We start from the raw sequence: 15822 nt of genomic DNA on the forward strand, positions 1-15822 counted from the left end.
ATCCAACCTTCTCGGTTCTGAAAGCCGATTTTTAAAGCTTTTATTTATGTTTTCATAGATTCAAAGATTAAGAGATTCGCAGAATATAAGATTCATAATGATTCATCAGGTTATTGATGATGGGGAGGCTACGTGCTTGAATAAGAAGATTCTACCCTTGGTGTTGACACTTGGGATTGCGGCTTCGCTCGCGGTTCCATATGCGGGATATGCCGCTTCTACAACGGAGAAGATCGATCAGCAGTTGACTCAGCTTAAGAAACAGAAAGCGGAAGCGCAGCAGAAGGCGAGTGACGCACAGAACCAAATTACCAAGGTACAAACGGAAAAAGATCAGACGACGAAGGATATGAATACCCTTCTTAATCAGGTCAATGAAGCTAGCAAGAAACTGACGAATTTAAATGAGCAGATTGATCAAGTTTCGGATAATTTAGAACTGAATGCCAAGCAGTTGGACGAAGCGGTTGCGCGCGTGGAAAGCCGCGACAGCATGCTCAAATCCCGTGTTCGCTTAATGTATATGAATGGCTTTGTTTCTTATATGGACGTGCTGCTTAGCGCGACCAGTTTTAATGATTTCTTGAATCGTATAGAAGCTTTGAAGTCGATTGTGAATCAAGATAAAGAGATACTAGAGTCGAATAAGAAAGATAAAGAAACTGTCACTCTGAAGAAAGAAGAAACAGAGAAGCAGCTTGAACAGGTGAAGATTCTGTACGCCAATGCGGATGCCCTTCGAGATGAACTGCAAGCCAAGGAGAAGGCTAAAGAAGTTAAGATTGCCTCCTTGTCCAAGCAGGAGAAAGTTCTTGAAGATATTTCAGAAGAAAGCGATAAGCAGATTACGCAAATTGCGAAGCAGGAAGCCGATCTTCAGGAGAAGAAGCGGGCTGCCAGCAAAGCTAAATCTCCTTTTACCTACACAGGTGGGAAATTGGGCTATCCATTAGCGGCTCAAGCGCCTCTAACCTCTGATTTCGTTGATCGGATTAATCCGGTAACGGGTAAAGCAGAGAGTCATAAAGGCATCGATTTGGGGGCTCCGAAAGGGACTGGCATTCTGGCTGCAGAGAATGGTTCGGTTATTTATGCCTCATGGATGAACGGTTATGGCAATTGCATTATTGTGAACCATGGTAATGGCCTCTGGACGTTGTATGGACATATCATGAATGACGGTATCTATGTCAAAGTCGGAGACGTCGTTAAACGCGGGCAGAAAATTGCCGGTGTTGGCTCGACGGGACAATCGACAGGAAATCACTTACATTTCGAGGTCAGACTCAATGAAGTTCCTAGAGATCCTAAACCGTACTTACGCTAGGACAACTTGGTTATAAAATGGGAATAGCTTGTCATATACTACAAACAGGCGAACTCAAATGGGTTTAGGAAAAAGGTGGTGTATCACGCTTTGCAATTCAAAGGTCGCACGGTCATTGTATTCGTATTGTTAGCTATGTTTGCGAGTAGTATTGTCACACTAACCATTGTGGATTCTTCCTTCTCGTGGGGACGCAGCGAGAAGCCTGTGGGAAGTACGGCTGCGGCGACTTCGGGCTCTACTGGACTTTCGAGCAAGGAACTGAGCAAGATTTCAACAACCTTTCAACTCATCGAAAGCAAGTACTTGAAGCAGCCTGATCATGATAAGTTAGTCAACGGCGCTATCAATGGTATGCTGGAGTCTCTCGAAGATCCATTCACTGTCTATATGGATCAGAAAGAAGCGAAGCAGTTCGATGAAAGCATCACCTCATCGTTTCAAGGGATTGGCGCCGAGGTTTCGATTGAGGATGGCAAATTCGTGATCGTCTCTCCGATCAAAGGCTCGCCAGCAGAGAAAGCTGGGATTCAAGCGAAAGATGTCATCGTCTCTGTGAACGGGGACAAGTTGGATGGCTTAACGCTGAACCAAGCGGTTATGAAGATTCGAGGTCCCAAAGGCACACAAGCCAAACTGGATTTGTTGCGTCAAGGTGCGGGAGATCCCGTCCAAGTGATTGTCGTGAGAGATAACATTGATGTTGAAACCGTGTATGGTGAAATGATGCAGGATCAAATTGGCAAAATCGAGATTCGTCAGTTCTCATCCAACACGGCTGTGCGCTTCGCAGAAGAGCTGAAAAACCTCGAAGCCAAAGGGATGAAAGGTCTAGTCATCGATGTGCGGAATGATCCAGGCGGGCTCTTGAACGTCGTTGTAGACATCGTGAATCCGTTCGTGAAGAGCGGCAAGCCAATTGTTCAAGTTGAGAACCGCGACGGAAAGCGGGAGCCTACGCCTTCCACGGGTACAGGCAAGAATTATCCAATTTCGGTTCTGATCAATAAAGGAAGCGCGAGCGCGTCAGAGATTTTGGCAGGAGCGTTCCAAGAAGCTGTTGGAAGTAAAATTGTTGGCGAAACCTCCTATGGAAAAGGGACAGTTCAAGTTACTTTCGAGAAGGAAATGGGCGATGGCAGCAATATTAAGATGACAGTGTATAAATGGTTGACGCCGAATGGCAACTGGATTCATAAAACGGGCATCTCGCCGGATATCCCTGTTGAGCAGCCTGGTTATTTTAAAGCGGCTCCGCTTTCCAAAAAAGGCGTTCTCAAACAGGATACAACGAGCGATGACGTGAAAAACTTGCAGCTTATGCTTGCTGGTCTAGGTTTTAATCCAGAGCGATCCGATGGTTATTTCAACGATAAGACAGTTACAGCAGTTAAAGCATTTCAACGGACGAACGATCTGCCTATGACAGGTGAAGTTGACGTAGAAACAGCGAATAAGATCGAGAAATCGATTCTTACGCAAATCCGTGAACCTAAGAATGATCTGCAGCTGAAAGCGGCGGTCAGTCAGATTCAGAAGCAGCTCGGGAAATAATTGTGGGTCAGATAATGGAAATTCGTTAGGTATGGCAGGAAAAGTACGGTTTGTAGTCGAAATGAGATAGGAAGGTTGCTTAGATTAGGCAGCCTTCCTATTTCTTTTATCCGAGGAGCCCTTATGGATGTGTTGACTCAATTTTTGGACAGGCTGCTGCAGGCCGTTGGGCAGTTGTTTGTGAATCCTTTCTACTATATAGGCATTTTATTTATCGTCTTGCATTATCGTAAGCAAATACAGATGGAACGCAAGTTATTTCACACTCGTCTTCATTCGTTGCTGAATGAGACTTGGCGCACCATTCTTTGGGGTTGGATCGGTGGTATCGGCGCTTCAGTTGTCATGCTTTTCGTCGGGGTTAGCATTGAGGCGGATGTCATTATTCTGTTGTGGGTGTTAACGGCAGTTCTTGTGCTGTTTCGTGTCCGATTTATCTGTTTGGCTTATGCTGTGGGGATTCTGGGGATCGCCCAAGTTCTGTTGTCTTGGCTGCCAAGCGAAGCTATCCAGGAGGCATTTCCCGTCTTTAAGATAGTTGCAGGCGCAGATATCCCTTCTTTGCTGGTGATCGTAGCCGTTCTTCATCTGCTGGAAGGCTTTCTGGTTGGATTTCAGGGAGCGCGGATGGCAAGCCCTCTTTTCCTTGAGGGGAAACGTGGGCAGATCGTCGGGGCCCAGCAACTGCAAGGCTTCTGGCCCGTCCCACTGTTCCTGTTGGTGCCGCTAGCAGGAGGCAATTCCGCAGGACTTCCATGGGAAACCCTGTTTGGATCGAACCTTGCCTCCGGATGGACGCTGCTTGCTTTCCCGGCGATGATCGGTTTCACGGAGCTGACGATTTCGAAGCTGCCGCGCAGACAGGCTCGCTTTAGTGCAAGTATGCTCTATCTTTATGGTCTTATCCTGTTCGGTGCGGCAATGGCAGCCCAGTACTGGTCGCCGATTATGCTTGTAGCAGCGGTGCTGAGCATTGGTTTGCATGAAGGATTGATCCGTTACAATCAATGGTTGGAAGCGAAGCAAATTCCGTTCTACGTGCATTCACAGCGAGGGCTTATGGTCTTATCGGTTGTACCTGGGAGCCCAGCGCAAGAGCTTGGCATTCAAGTAGGCGAAATTCTGCATAAAGTGAATGGTCACAAGATCAAAACAAAAACCGATTTACATGTCGCGATGGGATTGAACTCAGCGTTTTGCAGGCTGGAAGTGTTGAATGAGCAGGGTGAAGTACGCTTCCTGCACCGTGCCTTGTATGCAGGCGAGCACCACCAGCTAGGCATTATTCTGGCACCTGATCAAGAGGCTCTTTACTTCACAGAGCATCGTCCAGTGCATTTATTTTCCTATTTGCGCGGGAAACTGACCGGGCTGCTATCCAATGATTCAACGAAATCGATGTAAAGGTCTCAAAGGGCATCTTCAACTGAATGAGGGGCTGTTTCAAATACCGTTATCGCTCTCCGCCCCCCACAATTCATTTGCTGCTCTCTAAAGAACTGTATGATGCTTATAGACGAGAAAACAGCCTCTTCGGCGATCTAATGAACTGAATTGGCGTTATCGAGCAGCTTATAGGCGAAATAATGATCATAAGATCATAAGCATGATATAACGGGATGGGGATTCATTAGATTTTCCAAACGCTCGATTTTGATCAAATAAAGCTTGCTGAGTTCGTAAGAGGTGCTTGCTGCGCTTTGGGCGCCACACCATTATGGAGTGTTTCTCTGCATTGAAAATAAGCTAGTTGAAAGTGCTTATTTGTTCGAATGGCGACTACCGACGCCAAAAAAGGAGCTAAGCGACGATACAAGTCGCTTAGCTCCTTTTTTCATTTTTTCCCAACGAATGAGTCTGTCCCGGTCATCAACGATCGTTGCTTTTGGGATAGCCTCTTACGTTATTTAATAACAGTTGCTGGAGCCAGTCCATCACGGAGGACAATGATTTCGACGCGGCGGTTTTTACTGCGGTTCTCATCGCTGGTGTTAGGGACTTTGGGCATTGTATCGGCATAAGCCGTGGCAATGAATTTATTATTATCAAGCTTGGCCGTATCGCTGAAATAACGAAGGACAGAAAGGGAACGGGCAAAGGACAAGCCCCAGTTGTCTTTGAGTGGCGAACCGGGAGCCAGAGGCAAGTTGTCGGTGTGCCCCTCAATGCTTACCTTGCTATTTAGCGTTGGGAAGAGGGAAGCAAGCTTTTGGAGAATGGGCGAGGAGGCTGGTTTCAGATCCGCTTTGCCCAGGTCAAAAAGGAATAAATCATTCAGTGTGATCGCCACACCGCGCTCGGTATCGCTAGCGGATACCTGAGCCTCCAAATTTTGATCCTTAATGTAAGCTTGGACTTGTTTTAAGAGATCTTGGAGTTCCTTTTCGCGCTTTTCTTTCTCGCTTTGATCAGGCTTGGTTTTATCTTTCTCTTCCTTTTGTTCGTCTAAGTTTTGCTTCGTATAATCTTTGTCCTTGCTGTCAGAGTCCCCCTGTTTAGGAGTCATTTGACCGCTGATCCCGTGGCCTTTATCTAGAACCGAGTCAGCTTTCTGGAACTGCATGTTTAATACTTGCGCCAAAACGGCATACTTTTGAACATCCACTTTACTCATCGCATACATAATGATGAAGAATACGAGCAGCAAGGTGATTAAATCCGCATAGGTAATGAGCCATCTCTCATGATTAACATGCTCTTCCTGCTTCTTACCTCTCCGCGCCATTGTTGCCTTCCTCCTCTACCACTGCTTTTTTGGACCTTGATTTATCGTGGAGGAAGGAATTTAGTTTTTTCTTAATTAACTGAGGGTTTTCACCAGCTTGCAGGGCAAGAATGCCTTCGAGCATCAGTTCCATTTCGGAGACCATTTCTTTGCCCCGTACTTTGATTTTGTTGGCAATAGGAAGATAGATCAAGTTGGCGCTCATAACGCCGTACAAGGTTGCTGTGAAGGCAACGGCAATCGCAGGTCCCAAGCTGGACGGATCATCGAGGTTGCCGAGAACGTGAATAAGCCCCATGACCGTTCCGATGATCCCCATAGTAGGCGCGTAGCCGCCGCCAGCTTCGAAGATTTTGGACATATTGTCAACTTGATGCTCGATCGCATCCATTTCAAGCTCTAGGATCTGCCTGGTTAGCTCAGGATCGGTACCATCCACAACCATAAGCAAACCATCTTTCAAAAAGGGATTCTGATGCTCTTGAGCACGCTGTTCCAAAGCCAGTACACCTTCTCTGCGAGCAATCGAGGCCATATCTACCAGTTCTTCAATGGTTGCGGCTGGATCCTTTTTGGCTTCTTTGAAGGCGATGCCCAGTGCTTTAGGAATTTTGGATAAAATAGAGAGGGGGAAGCTGATAGCTACAGCTCCAAAGGTCCCGCCGAACACGATCAGCATAGCGCTTGGAATAATTAGGGAACTAATATGCCCTCCATCCCATACGTAGCCGCCAATTAAACCTACTAGACCTAATACTAATCCTAAAACCGTTGTCAAATCCATGACTTTACCACTCCTAATTAGCATAAAAAGAATAGGGATTCTACAAGCAGCCTGATAAGTTCTATGGTGTCTCATCCTGATGGCGACAGGCTTTAACAGATATTGCTGTTTGCATCCATGATTCAAAAAGGGTATAATGGAAAAACCAGAACAAACATTCTTATGAGGAACGGCTTCAAATTCCTTCATAAATGATCGTGCAAGTTCCATAAACTTCTTTATCGGATATTACAAATGGAAAATGAATAGGATAAAAGTTCGATTTATTTCAATAAGTGTAGGTGATAAGTGATGAATGATCTTGTTGTTAGCTCTAAGAAGTTCGAGCTCGTATCTGATTTTTCTCCACAAGGCGACCAGCCTCAAGCTATTGAGGAAATCGTCAAAAGTATTCAATCTGGAAAAAGGCACCAGACGCTGTTAGGAGCAACAGGGACAGGGAAAACATTTACAGCCGCGCAAGTAATTGCCAAGTTGAATCGCCCGACCTTGATTATTGCCCATAACAAAACACTAGCCGCACAATTGTGCAGTGAGTTCAAAGAATTTTTCCCTCATAACGCCGTCTCCTATTTCGTCAGCTACTATGATTACTACCAGCCAGAAGCCTACATTGCCTCCTCTGACACTTACATCGAGAAAGACTCCAGCATTAATGAAGAGATTGATAAACTTCGCCATTCTGCGACCAGTTCCCTATTCGAACGACGCGACGTTATTATTGTTGCGAGCGTCTCGTGTATTTACGGTTTGGGTTCGCCAATCGAATATGGCAATATGCTGCTTTCTTTGCGTGTAGGGATGGAGAAATCGCGTAATGAGATTCTTCATAAACTCGTAGACATTCAATATCAGAGAAATGATATGAATTTTGTCCGCGGGACGTTTCGCGTGCGGGGGGATGTCGTTGAGATTTTCCCGGCATCGCATGGCGAACAGGCGGTAAGAGTAGAGTTGTTTGGCGACGAGATTGAGCGAATTACAGAAATTAATGTGCTGACCGGTGAAATCATTGGCGAACGCGAACATATCGCGATTTTCCCTGCGTCTCACTTTGTGACGCACGAAGATACGATGAAAGTCGCGCTCGTGAATATTGAACGGGAGCTGGAGGAGCGACTTGCTGAGTTGAAGGAGCAAGGAAAGTTGCTCGAGGCTCAACGATTGGAGCAGCGGACGCGTTACGACATGGAAATGATGCAAGAGATGGGATTCTGCTCCGGTATTGAGAATTACTCGGGACCACTAACTTTCCGTGAGCGGGGGGCTACACCCTATACATTAATTGATTATTTCCCGGACGATATGCTGTTTATGGTCGATGAGTCGCACGTCTCATTGCCACAGATCCGCGCAATGTATAATGGCGATAGAGCAAGAAAAGAAGTGCTGGTTGACCATGGTTTCCGTCTGCCTTCTGCGCTGGATAACCGCCCGCTGCGTTTTGAGGAGTTTGAGGAGAAAGTTAATCAAATTTTATATATATCAGCAACACCAGGGCCTTACGAGTTGGAACATTGCCCAGAGATGGTGCAGCAAATTATTCGTCCTACGGGCTTGTTGGATCCGATTATTGAGGTGAGGCCAACAAAAGGTCAGATCGATGATCTGATTGCCGAGATTCATGATCGGATACGGAAAGACGAGCGAGTGCTTGTAACGACATTGACCAAGAAAATGTCGGAGGATTTGACGGATTACTTCAAAGAAATCGGGATTAAAGTCCGATATTTGCATTCAGATATTAAGACCTTTGAACGGATGCAGATCTTACGTGATCTGCGTTTAGGAACTTTCCATGTTCTTGTAGGGATTAACTTGCTCAGAGAAGGACTTGATTTACCAGAGGTTTCCTTGGTTGCGATCTTAGATGCTGACAAAGAAGGCTTCCTGAGGTCGGAGCGCTCGTTGATTCAAACGATCGGCCGTGCTGCGCGTAACTCCGATGGCCGAGTCATTATGTATGGGGATAAGATCACGGATTCCATGCAGAAGGCCATCTACGAAACAGGGCGCCGCCGGAGCTTGCAAGAGGCGCACAACGAGAAGCTCGGCATTACGCCGCAGACAATTGCCAAGAGGATTCGCGACGTCATTGAAGCTACGAAAGTGGCGGAAGAGAAAGCCGATTACTTGGCTGATGTGAAAGGCGCGAAGATGTCGAAGAAAGATCGCGCTTCATTGATCGAGCGTCTGGAAGGCGAAATGAAAGAAGCTGCGAAGAATCTGCAGTTCGAACGAGCGGCACAACTGCGTGACGCCATTATGGAAATGAAAGCTGACGCCTAATTTGGCGTCGGCTTCACATAGGAGAGGAAGGGTAACGTGTCTAGAGACCAAATCGTCATTAAAGGAGCTAGAGCTCATAATCTCAAAAATATCGACGTCACGATCCCACGTGATAAGTTCGTTGTTTTAACCGGCTTAAGTGGTTCGGGGAAGTCGTCGCTTGCCTTTGATACGATTTACGCGGAAGGGCAGCGCAGATACGTAGAATCTTTGTCTGCATATGCCAGACAATTTCTTGGGCAAATGGATAAGCCGGATGTCGATTCGATTGAAGGATTGTCCCCAGCCATTTCAATTGATCAGAAGACGACGAGTCGTAATCCACGCTCCACGGTTGGAACGGTCACAGAAATTTATGACTATTTACGCCTGCTTTATGCGCGTATTGGTCGTCCGCATTGTCCAACTCACGGCATCGAGATTACCTCGCAAACCGTGGAACAAATGGTAGATCGCATTATGGAGTATCCAGAGCGCACGAAGCTCCAGATCCTTGCTCCACTTATTTCTGGTCGCAAAGGTGAACATGTCAAGTTGTTTACGGATGTACAGAAACAAGGCTTTGTGCGGGTGCGCGTGAACGGTGAAACGCTAGATCTAGCTGAGAAGATTGAGCTGGATAAGAATAAGAAACATACCATCGATGTCGTAGTTGACCGTATTGTGATTAAGGAAGATGTAGCAACGCGTCTTGCCGATTCCTTAGAAACAGCTCTGAAGCTGGCTAATGGCCGTGTCATCGTTGATATTATAGATAAAGAAGAATTGATGTTCAGCCAAAATCTAGCATGTCCGGAATGCGGCTTTAGTGTGGAAGAACTGGCGCCAAGAATGTTCTCGTTTAACAGTCCTTTCGGTGCCTGTCCGGAATGTGATGGTCTGGGCAGCCAAATGATCGTTGACCCGGATTTACTTGTACCGGACATGAAGCTCACGATCGAAGAAGGTGCCTTCGAAGCTTGGGCAGGCAGTACGTCCAATTATTATCCTCAGTTTCTGGCGGCCGTTTGCGAGCATTATAAGATTCCTCGTAATATTTCTGTATCCGAGATCACCGCTGATCAATTGAAGGTTATTCTCTACGGGACGGGCGGCGAGAAGATTCGCTTCCGCTATGAGAATGATTTGGGAGCGACGAAGGAAGCGTTAGTGCCTTTCGAGGGGATTATTCGCAACTTAGAGCGCCGATTCAAAGATACGTTCTCGGAGGGGATTCGCGAGCATATACAAACCTATATGAGCACGAAGCCTTGTCCTAAGTGTAAGGGACAACGTCTGAAACCAGAGACGTTAGCTGTAACCATTAACGGCAAGAACATTGCTCATGCAACCTCGCTTTCTATTGGAGAGGCAGAGGAATGGTTTAAAGGACTTAACCTGAATGAGAAAGAATTGACGATCTCCAATCTGATTCTCAAAGAAATTAGAGCGCGTCTAGGCTTTCTTGTGAATGTGGGTCTGGATTACTTGACGATGCATCGTGCAGCTGGCACGTTGTCAGGCGGAGAAGCGCAGCGGATTCGCTTAGCAACACAGATTGGATCCAGCTTGATGGGCGTTCTCTATATCTTGGATGAGCCTAGCATTGGGCTCCATCAACGGGATAATACGCGTCTCATTCAGACGCTTGAACATATGCGCAATCTTGGGAACACGCTGATTGTCGTGGAGCATGATGAAGATACGATGATGGCAGCGGATTACATTATCGATATCGGCCCAGGCGCTGGTATCCATGGGGGACAAGTTATTGCCCAGGGAACGCCTGCTGAACTCATGAAAGATGAGAATTCTCTGACAGGCCAGTATATGAGCGGCAAGAAGTTCATTCCTATTCCAGCTGAGCGGCGCAAGCCCAATGGGAAGTGGATTGAAGTTAAAGGCGCTAAGGAAAACAATTTGCGCAATGTTTCCGCCAAAGTGCCACTGGGTGTCTTTACATGTGTCACGGGTGTGTCTGGCTCAGGCAAAAGCACACTTATTAACGAAATCTTGTTCAAAACGTTGGCCCGTGATTTGAACGGTGCCAAAGTACGACCAGGCGAACACAAAGAAATCGTCGGGCTTGATCAAATCGATAAAGTAATCGATATCGACCAATCGCCGATTGGCCGTACGCCTCGTTCCAATCCAGCGACGTATACGGGTGTTTTTGACGATATTCGTGATGTTTATGCGAATACGAATGAGGCCAAGGTGCGCGGGTATAAGAAAGGCCGCTTCAGCTTTAACGTGAAGGGCGGACGCTGCGAGGCGTGTCGCGGGGACGGCATTATCAAGATCGAGATGCATTTCTTGCCTGATGTCTACGTGCCGTGCGAAGTGTGCAAAGGCAAGCGGTACAATCGTGAGACGATGGAAGTGAAATACAAAGGCAAGAGCATTTCGGAAGTGCTCGAGATGACCATCGAGGACGGTTGCGAGTTCTTCAAGAACTTGCCGCGGATTCACCGGAAGTTGACGACGCTGCTCGATGTGGGGCTGGGCTACATGACGTTGGGCCAGCCGGCGACTACGCTGTCAGGCGGCGAAGCCCAGCGTGTGAAGCTTGCTGCGGAGCTTTATCGCCGCAGCACAGGCAAGACGATCTACATCTTGGATGAGCCCACTACGGGGCTTCACATCCACGATATCGATCGTCTGCTCAAGGTCCTTCACCGTCTCGTAGAGAACGGTGAAACGGTGCTCGTCATCGAGCATAACCTCGATGTCATCAAGACGGCAGACCATGTAATCGATCTAGGCCCCGAAGGTGGGAACCGAGGCGGCTTGATCGTGGCTACCGGGACGCCGGAGGATGTTGTGAAAGTGGCCGGATCGTATACCGGTCAGTATTTGAAACCGATCCTCGAGAGAGATCGGGAGCGGTCTGAGAACTACGCGAAGCGACTAGCTGTTTTGGAAGAATCGGTGGGCTAATTTTAGCTGTACACAATAAAAGCATGGTGATCTGACGCAAGTAGTCGGAAGCCATGCTTTTTATTTGGACCGATTCAAAAGTGTGTCTTTTTTCACAATTCCGACTAGGTTACCATGATATTTGTCAAGACTTAATTGAATTCGACAATTTAACCCTCTATCGCGGAACAAGATAGTAGACTTATAATGAAATAAGAAGATATGTTGAAATTTCCATTGTCCCGTACCCACTATTGATAATCGAGAGATACAGACAGTTCTAATCTATCTACATATTTGGAGGCTGTTATGAAACCAACGTTAGAATTACAAGAGATTGTTGCTGCTTTGGGGATCGACCCGTTCCGTTTTTTAGCTTGGCAGGAGAAAGAGTTGGCACTGAAAGAACAAGACCCAACTGAGGGTCCGCATTCAGATTTCATTTCCTCATACGAGCTTGTTATTTGATGGGGGGGAAATAAGGTCTGTGGTCCAGGATGGAACCCGTATTCCCTTGTGGAACTTCGGGTTTATTTTTGTTATAAATAATCGAAGAGATGGACATTTTATACGTATGAGGAAAGGCCAATTCATCCAAAAGGTGACAAACTTGTTACACATCGTTGTAATCACTTGCATCTAGTGCCCAATCAAGCTAACATAGAATTAAAATAGCAGGACGTGTGCCTTGCACCGAGTTACTATAAGGAGGTTTCACCATGTTATTGGCAGAAGCAGCAGCAACGACTAGCACGTATACAAGCTTTGATATTTACGTTTTGATCTTCACGGTGGTCATTTTAATTGCAGTTATTCGACAGTTGATCAACCCGCGAAGAAATTTGTTTGCTCTAGGATTCGCAGGAGTTTCCTTGATCGTATTCGGCATCATGGATTACGTCATGATCAGCGGCTGGTAAATCGGAGTTAAACAAGATAAAAGCCCACAGGCTTGAGATCGCAAGATCATCGAGCCTGTGGGCTTTTTTGTGGGATTATACCCACCACATTTCACCAAGCGGTTCCTTGATGAGAACTTGTTGAAGATTTTGGACAGCCTTGGAGAAACCTTCGTCCACAGACATCAAGCCGTCCTCGTGCTCGATGCTCACGACATAATCATAACCAACAAGACGAAGCGCACTGATGATATCAGCCCATACTTTCATATCATGGCCATAGCCAACGGAACGGAACTGCCATGCGCGATCCAGCATGTTCGTGTAGGACTGCATGTCCGTTACACCGTGACGATTCACGTTATTCACATCAAGGGATGTATCTTTGGCATGGAAATGGTGAAGCGCGCCTGCGCGGCCAAGAATTTGAACGGCTTGTACAGGATCGATGCCTTGCCACCACATGTGACTCGGATCCAGGTTGGCGCCGATCGCGTCGCCTGCTGCTTCACGTAGACGAAGCAGTGTGGCTGGCGTATGTACCGAGAAACCGCCGTGCAGCTCAAGCCCAATCTTGATATTGCGGTCAGCTGCATATTTGCCTGTTTCCGTCCAATAAGGAATGACTTTCGTTCCCCACTGCCAGTCCAGAATTTCCTGGAAGTCGTTCGGCCATGGTGCAACCGGCCAGTTCGGATACTTCGCGTCCTCGTGGTCGCCAGGGCAGCCAGAGAATGTGTTTACAACAGGGACCTCAAGGCGCTCAGCGAGATCAATTGTTTGTATAATAGCATCGTGAAATTCTTTGGCGATGTGTTTTTGCGGGTGAAGCGGGTTGCCGTGTGCGCTTAGTGCGCTGATCGTTAAACCGCGGGACTCGACCGCATGTTTGAAGGCTTTAAGCTTCCCTGCATCGGCAAGGAGTTCGCTTGGGTTGCAATGTGCTGTGCCCGGATAGCCCCCTGTGCCAATTTCAACAGCATCCAAGCCTTTTGCTGCAATGTAATCTAGAGCTTCCTCGAAAGGTTTTCCACCGAAAAGAACCATAAAAACGCCTAACTTCATTAGGTACACCTCCATAAATGGTAAACAACCAAACAAATTATACCACTATCATCCAGTAAAATGAAGCAAGCCTTTGTAGATGCGAAGTACGGTCTCGTAATTGGAACTGTAGATAATAACGGAGAAAGTAACTAACGCCTGTGTTACAAAACAACGGAAATAGAAATAGCTTTTGGATACCTTCTTCTTGTTCACAGTTGTAATCTTGAGTAGATTTTCGATCGCAAGAATGAGGCCATGATAGAGCCCGTAGAAGAAGTATAGCCAAGTGAAGCCATGCCACAGCCCGATCAGCACCATGATGAGCACCGACAGGCCAGAGGCAACCCAGCGAGTGGGTACAGTACGAGAGAAGAACATGAAGATATGATCACGGAAAAAGTCGCCTAACGTGGCGTGCCAATTGCGCCAGAACTGCGTCATGGAAGGCGAGAAGAGCGGACGCTTGAAGTTCTCTGGCATCGTGTAGCCCATTAAACGACCGAAACCGATGGCCATATCGGAATAGCCGGAGAAATCCATGTAGATAAGGATATAGAACCAGATTAATAAAAATAACGATTGGTGCGTATGCAGATCCTGTTTCAGCACTTGATCAAAGATGCTCGTCATCCAGGTGACGACAACGATTTTTTTGAATAAGCCGAGAATAATTCGTTTCACACTATCCTCGAAGAGCGCAGCGTTCACCGTATAAGGCTTTTTGCTGTCCGCCATGAAATCACGGAATTTCAGAATAGGTCCAGAGGTGAAGGTTGGAATGAACAGCAAATAGTTTGCGTAGTCAATCGCCGGCACTTGCCCCTCTTTGCCAAAGAAGTAAGCGAAATAATAAGCGTCGATGACCTTGAGAACGTTATAGATAAGGCCTAGATAAATGATGGTATCAAAAAGCGGGTTATGGAAAATACCCGTGACGAAAAGGCGGACACCGAGGAAGACCCCGATCACATTAGCGGCTATCGCGAATATGAAGGTAGCTTTACGCCAGACCGTCGTGCGACACAAATAAACAAAACCAGCATAGTTGATAACCGTAAATGCAGCATAAAAAACAAGCAGCTTCTGACTGAAGAGCAGCAAAAAGCAAAGACTGAATATAATCATCAGAATGCGTTTGTTGTCGGCCCACTTCCGAGTGAGCATCAGAACAGCAATCATGCCAATCATGGCGATAATCGCGTTCATATGCATATAAAACATGGCTAAAGAACTCCTCGCTTGGAAAGCTTGTTATCTTAGAACTTTTCGTAGATAAATAAGCCCTTGCCGGTGAAATAGATGAAAACCAAATAGAGCATCACGAGATAGATCAGGACTTCGATGGTTTTCCTAAGGATTTTAACCATGTGTCTACCTCCTTCGTAAATAGCGGAGCGCCTTCTTCGCGGTTCAAATGCACGAGATCATGGAAATAACGCGGATCATAGGTGTGCATCAGATCGAGTGTCGGCACATTCGCTGCTTGCAATTGCGCATTGACTGTTTGCTTGAGGGATGCGACATAAGGCGGATCGGCATACCCTTTGTTCCAAGGCATCCAAATCACTCGCAGAGTCAGTTTATGCTTATCAGCATAGCGTAGAATCCAAGTCAGAGCATTCAGATTCTCTTTGAAATCCGGTAACTTCATGGCCCCGAAACGTTGATCGTAATCGGTCCATTTGGTTTTCAGGAACGCATCGTCCTTACGACCGGGATACAACTCTTTATCAATCCAACGGGGTTCGTAGGAAAGATTGCCCTTGCGCAGATTTCGAGCGAATTCTTCGCCAGAGTCCCGAAAATAATCTCGATACGTATACACGTACGGCTGATACCAAGGTTTGAACCATGGGTAGGTGGGATCTGTTTCGAGAGCATCCAACATCGTATGGACATCGATGCCGATGACCAGCTCATTCTGAACTTGGTAGAGGTCCTTCTCTAAGATGTCCTTCAGATCAGTTAGCTTGCCATAAGAAAGTCCCATCTCTACCAAATGGGATTCTGACTTTTCTTCGATATAAGCACCTGTAACAGACGAATTACCGAAGAAAACCGGTCCCGTTTGAGACCAGTCATGGTGGTAAAGCGTTTTGGTGAAATCATTTTTGTAGAATCGGCGTGAGCTAACCATCGGGTTCCACCAGGAAATCAGCAGATCGGATACGATGATGGCTAGCAGCAGACCCAGCACGAAGCTATTTTTTTTGAAAAATGCAGCTGCTTTCAATAGAATCACTCATTATCTTGGATTGGTGGAACATCATTACGATATTTAAAGGAAAGGTGAGATTAG

Annotated in this window: 12 protein-coding genes; 7 read left to right on the forward strand and 5 right to left on the reverse strand. The window is 46.7% G+C overall.

The features are described from left to right. Positions 1-136 precede the first annotated feature (136 nt). The 3 genes from LOZ80_RS32250 to LOZ80_RS32260 all read left to right on the forward strand — a co-directional run bounded on the left by LOZ80_RS32250 (position 137) and on the right by LOZ80_RS32260 (position 4285). Positions 137-1327 (forward strand): murein hydrolase activator EnvC family protein, encoded by a 1191-nt coding sequence (locus tag LOZ80_RS32250; protein ID WP_238168396.1) that lies wholly within the window; start codon positions 137-139, stop codon positions 1325-1327. A 90-nt stretch (positions 1328-1417) separates the two neighbouring features. Beyond that, on the forward strand, positions 1418-2881 hold the full coding sequence (locus LOZ80_RS32255) for a S41 family peptidase (protein WP_238168397.1): 1464 nt from the start codon (positions 1418-1420) through the stop codon (positions 2879-2881). Positions 2882-3004: 123 nt separating this feature from the next. After that, a complete protein-coding gene (locus LOZ80_RS32260) occupies positions 3005-4285 on the forward strand; it encodes a PDZ domain-containing protein (protein ID WP_238168398.1) in 1281 nt (426 codons plus the stop codon). Positions 4286-4784: 499 nt separating this feature from the next. Here LOZ80_RS32260 and LOZ80_RS32265 read toward each other — a convergent pair whose 3' ends face one another. Beyond that, positions 4785-5606, reverse strand: coding sequence for an OmpA/MotB family protein (locus LOZ80_RS32265; RefSeq protein ID WP_238168399.1), 822 nt, complete (start codon positions 5604-5606; stop codon positions 4785-4787). Further along, positions 5590-6390 (reverse strand): flagellar motor protein, encoded by an 801-nt coding sequence (locus tag LOZ80_RS32270; protein ID WP_238168400.1) that lies wholly within the window; start codon positions 6388-6390, stop codon positions 5590-5592. The genes LOZ80_RS32265 and LOZ80_RS32270 overlap by 17 nt, the downstream gene beginning before the upstream one ends. Before the next feature lie 291 nt (positions 6391-6681). Between LOZ80_RS32270 and uvrB the strand changes: the two genes are divergently transcribed. The 4 genes from uvrB to LOZ80_RS32290 all read left to right on the forward strand — a co-directional run bounded on the left by uvrB (position 6682) and on the right by LOZ80_RS32290 (position 12497). After that, the gene (uvrB, locus tag LOZ80_RS32275; RefSeq protein ID WP_238168401.1) at positions 6682-8679 is read left to right on the forward strand and encodes an excinuclease ABC subunit UvrB; all 1998 of its coding nucleotides are present in this window, start codon (positions 6682-6684) and stop codon (positions 8677-8679) included. A 36-nt stretch (positions 8680-8715) separates the two neighbouring features. Beyond that, positions 8716-11598 carry an excinuclease ABC subunit UvrA gene (gene uvrA / locus LOZ80_RS32280; protein WP_238168402.1) on the forward strand — a complete coding sequence of 961 codons (2883 nt, stop codon included), beginning with the start codon at positions 8716-8718 and terminating at the stop codon, positions 11596-11598. 288 nt (positions 11599-11886) lie between these two features. Further along, positions 11887-12045, forward strand: a complete 159-nt coding sequence (locus LOZ80_RS32285; RefSeq protein ID WP_238168403.1) for a hypothetical protein — start codon at positions 11887-11889, stop codon at positions 12043-12045. Positions 12046-12296: 251 nt separating this feature from the next. After that, on the forward strand, positions 12297-12497 hold the full coding sequence (locus LOZ80_RS32290) for a DUF2759 family protein (protein WP_238168404.1): 201 nt from the start codon (positions 12297-12299) through the stop codon (positions 12495-12497). A 75-nt stretch (positions 12498-12572) separates the two neighbouring features. Here LOZ80_RS32290 and LOZ80_RS32295 read toward each other — a convergent pair whose 3' ends face one another. The 3 genes from LOZ80_RS32295 to LOZ80_RS32305 form a co-directional block, all read right to left on the reverse strand. Further along, complete coding sequence (locus LOZ80_RS32295) at positions 12573-13541, reverse strand: sugar phosphate isomerase/epimerase family protein (RefSeq protein ID WP_189016389.1); 969 nt, start codon at positions 13539-13541, stop codon at positions 12573-12575. Between the two features lie 48 nt (positions 13542-13589). Further along, positions 13590-14744 carry an MBOAT family O-acyltransferase gene (locus LOZ80_RS32300; protein WP_238168405.1) on the reverse strand — a complete coding sequence of 385 codons (1155 nt, stop codon included), beginning with the start codon at positions 14742-14744 and terminating at the stop codon, positions 13590-13592. Between the two features lie 109 nt (positions 14745-14853). After that, entirely contained in the window at positions 14854-15756 is a 903-nt protein-coding gene (locus tag LOZ80_RS32305; protein WP_238168406.1) for a hypothetical protein, read from the reverse strand. Positions 15757-15822 lie beyond the last annotated feature (66 nt).

The sequence above is a fragment of the Paenibacillus sp. HWE-109 genome, from assembly GCF_022163125.1.
In the GTDB taxonomy this organism is placed as follows: domain Bacteria; phylum Bacillota; class Bacilli; order Paenibacillales; family NBRC-103111; genus Paenibacillus_E.

What these genes read in the sequence shown, in the direction of transcription:
- LOZ80_RS32260 (WP_238168398.1), top strand. Translation starts at nt 3,005, where the DNA reads ATGGATGTGTTGACTCAATTTTTGGACAGGCTGCTGCAGGCCGTTGGG.
- LOZ80_RS32265 (WP_238168399.1), bottom strand. Translation starts at nt 5,606, where the DNA reads ATGGCGCGGAGAGGTAAGAAGCAGGAAGAGCATGTTAATCATGAGAGA.
- LOZ80_RS32270 (WP_238168400.1), bottom strand. Translation starts at nt 6,390, where the DNA reads ATGGATTTGACAACGGTTTTAGGATTAGTATTAGGTCTAGTAGGTTTA.
- uvrB (WP_238168401.1), top strand. Translation starts at nt 6,682, where the DNA reads ATGAATGATCTTGTTGTTAGCTCTAAGAAGTTCGAGCTCGTATCTGAT.
- LOZ80_RS32285 (WP_238168403.1), top strand. Translation starts at nt 11,887, where the DNA reads ATGAAACCAACGTTAGAATTACAAGAGATTGTTGCTGCTTTGGGGATC.
- LOZ80_RS32290 (WP_238168404.1), top strand. Translation starts at nt 12,297, where the DNA reads ATGTTATTGGCAGAAGCAGCAGCAACGACTAGCACGTATACAAGCTTT.
- LOZ80_RS32295 (WP_189016389.1), bottom strand. Translation starts at nt 13,541, where the DNA reads ATGAAGTTAGGCGTTTTTATGGTTCTTTTCGGTGGAAAACCTTTCGAG.
- LOZ80_RS32300 (WP_238168405.1), bottom strand. Translation starts at nt 14,744, where the DNA reads ATGTTTTATATGCATATGAACGCGATTATCGCCATGATTGGCATGATT.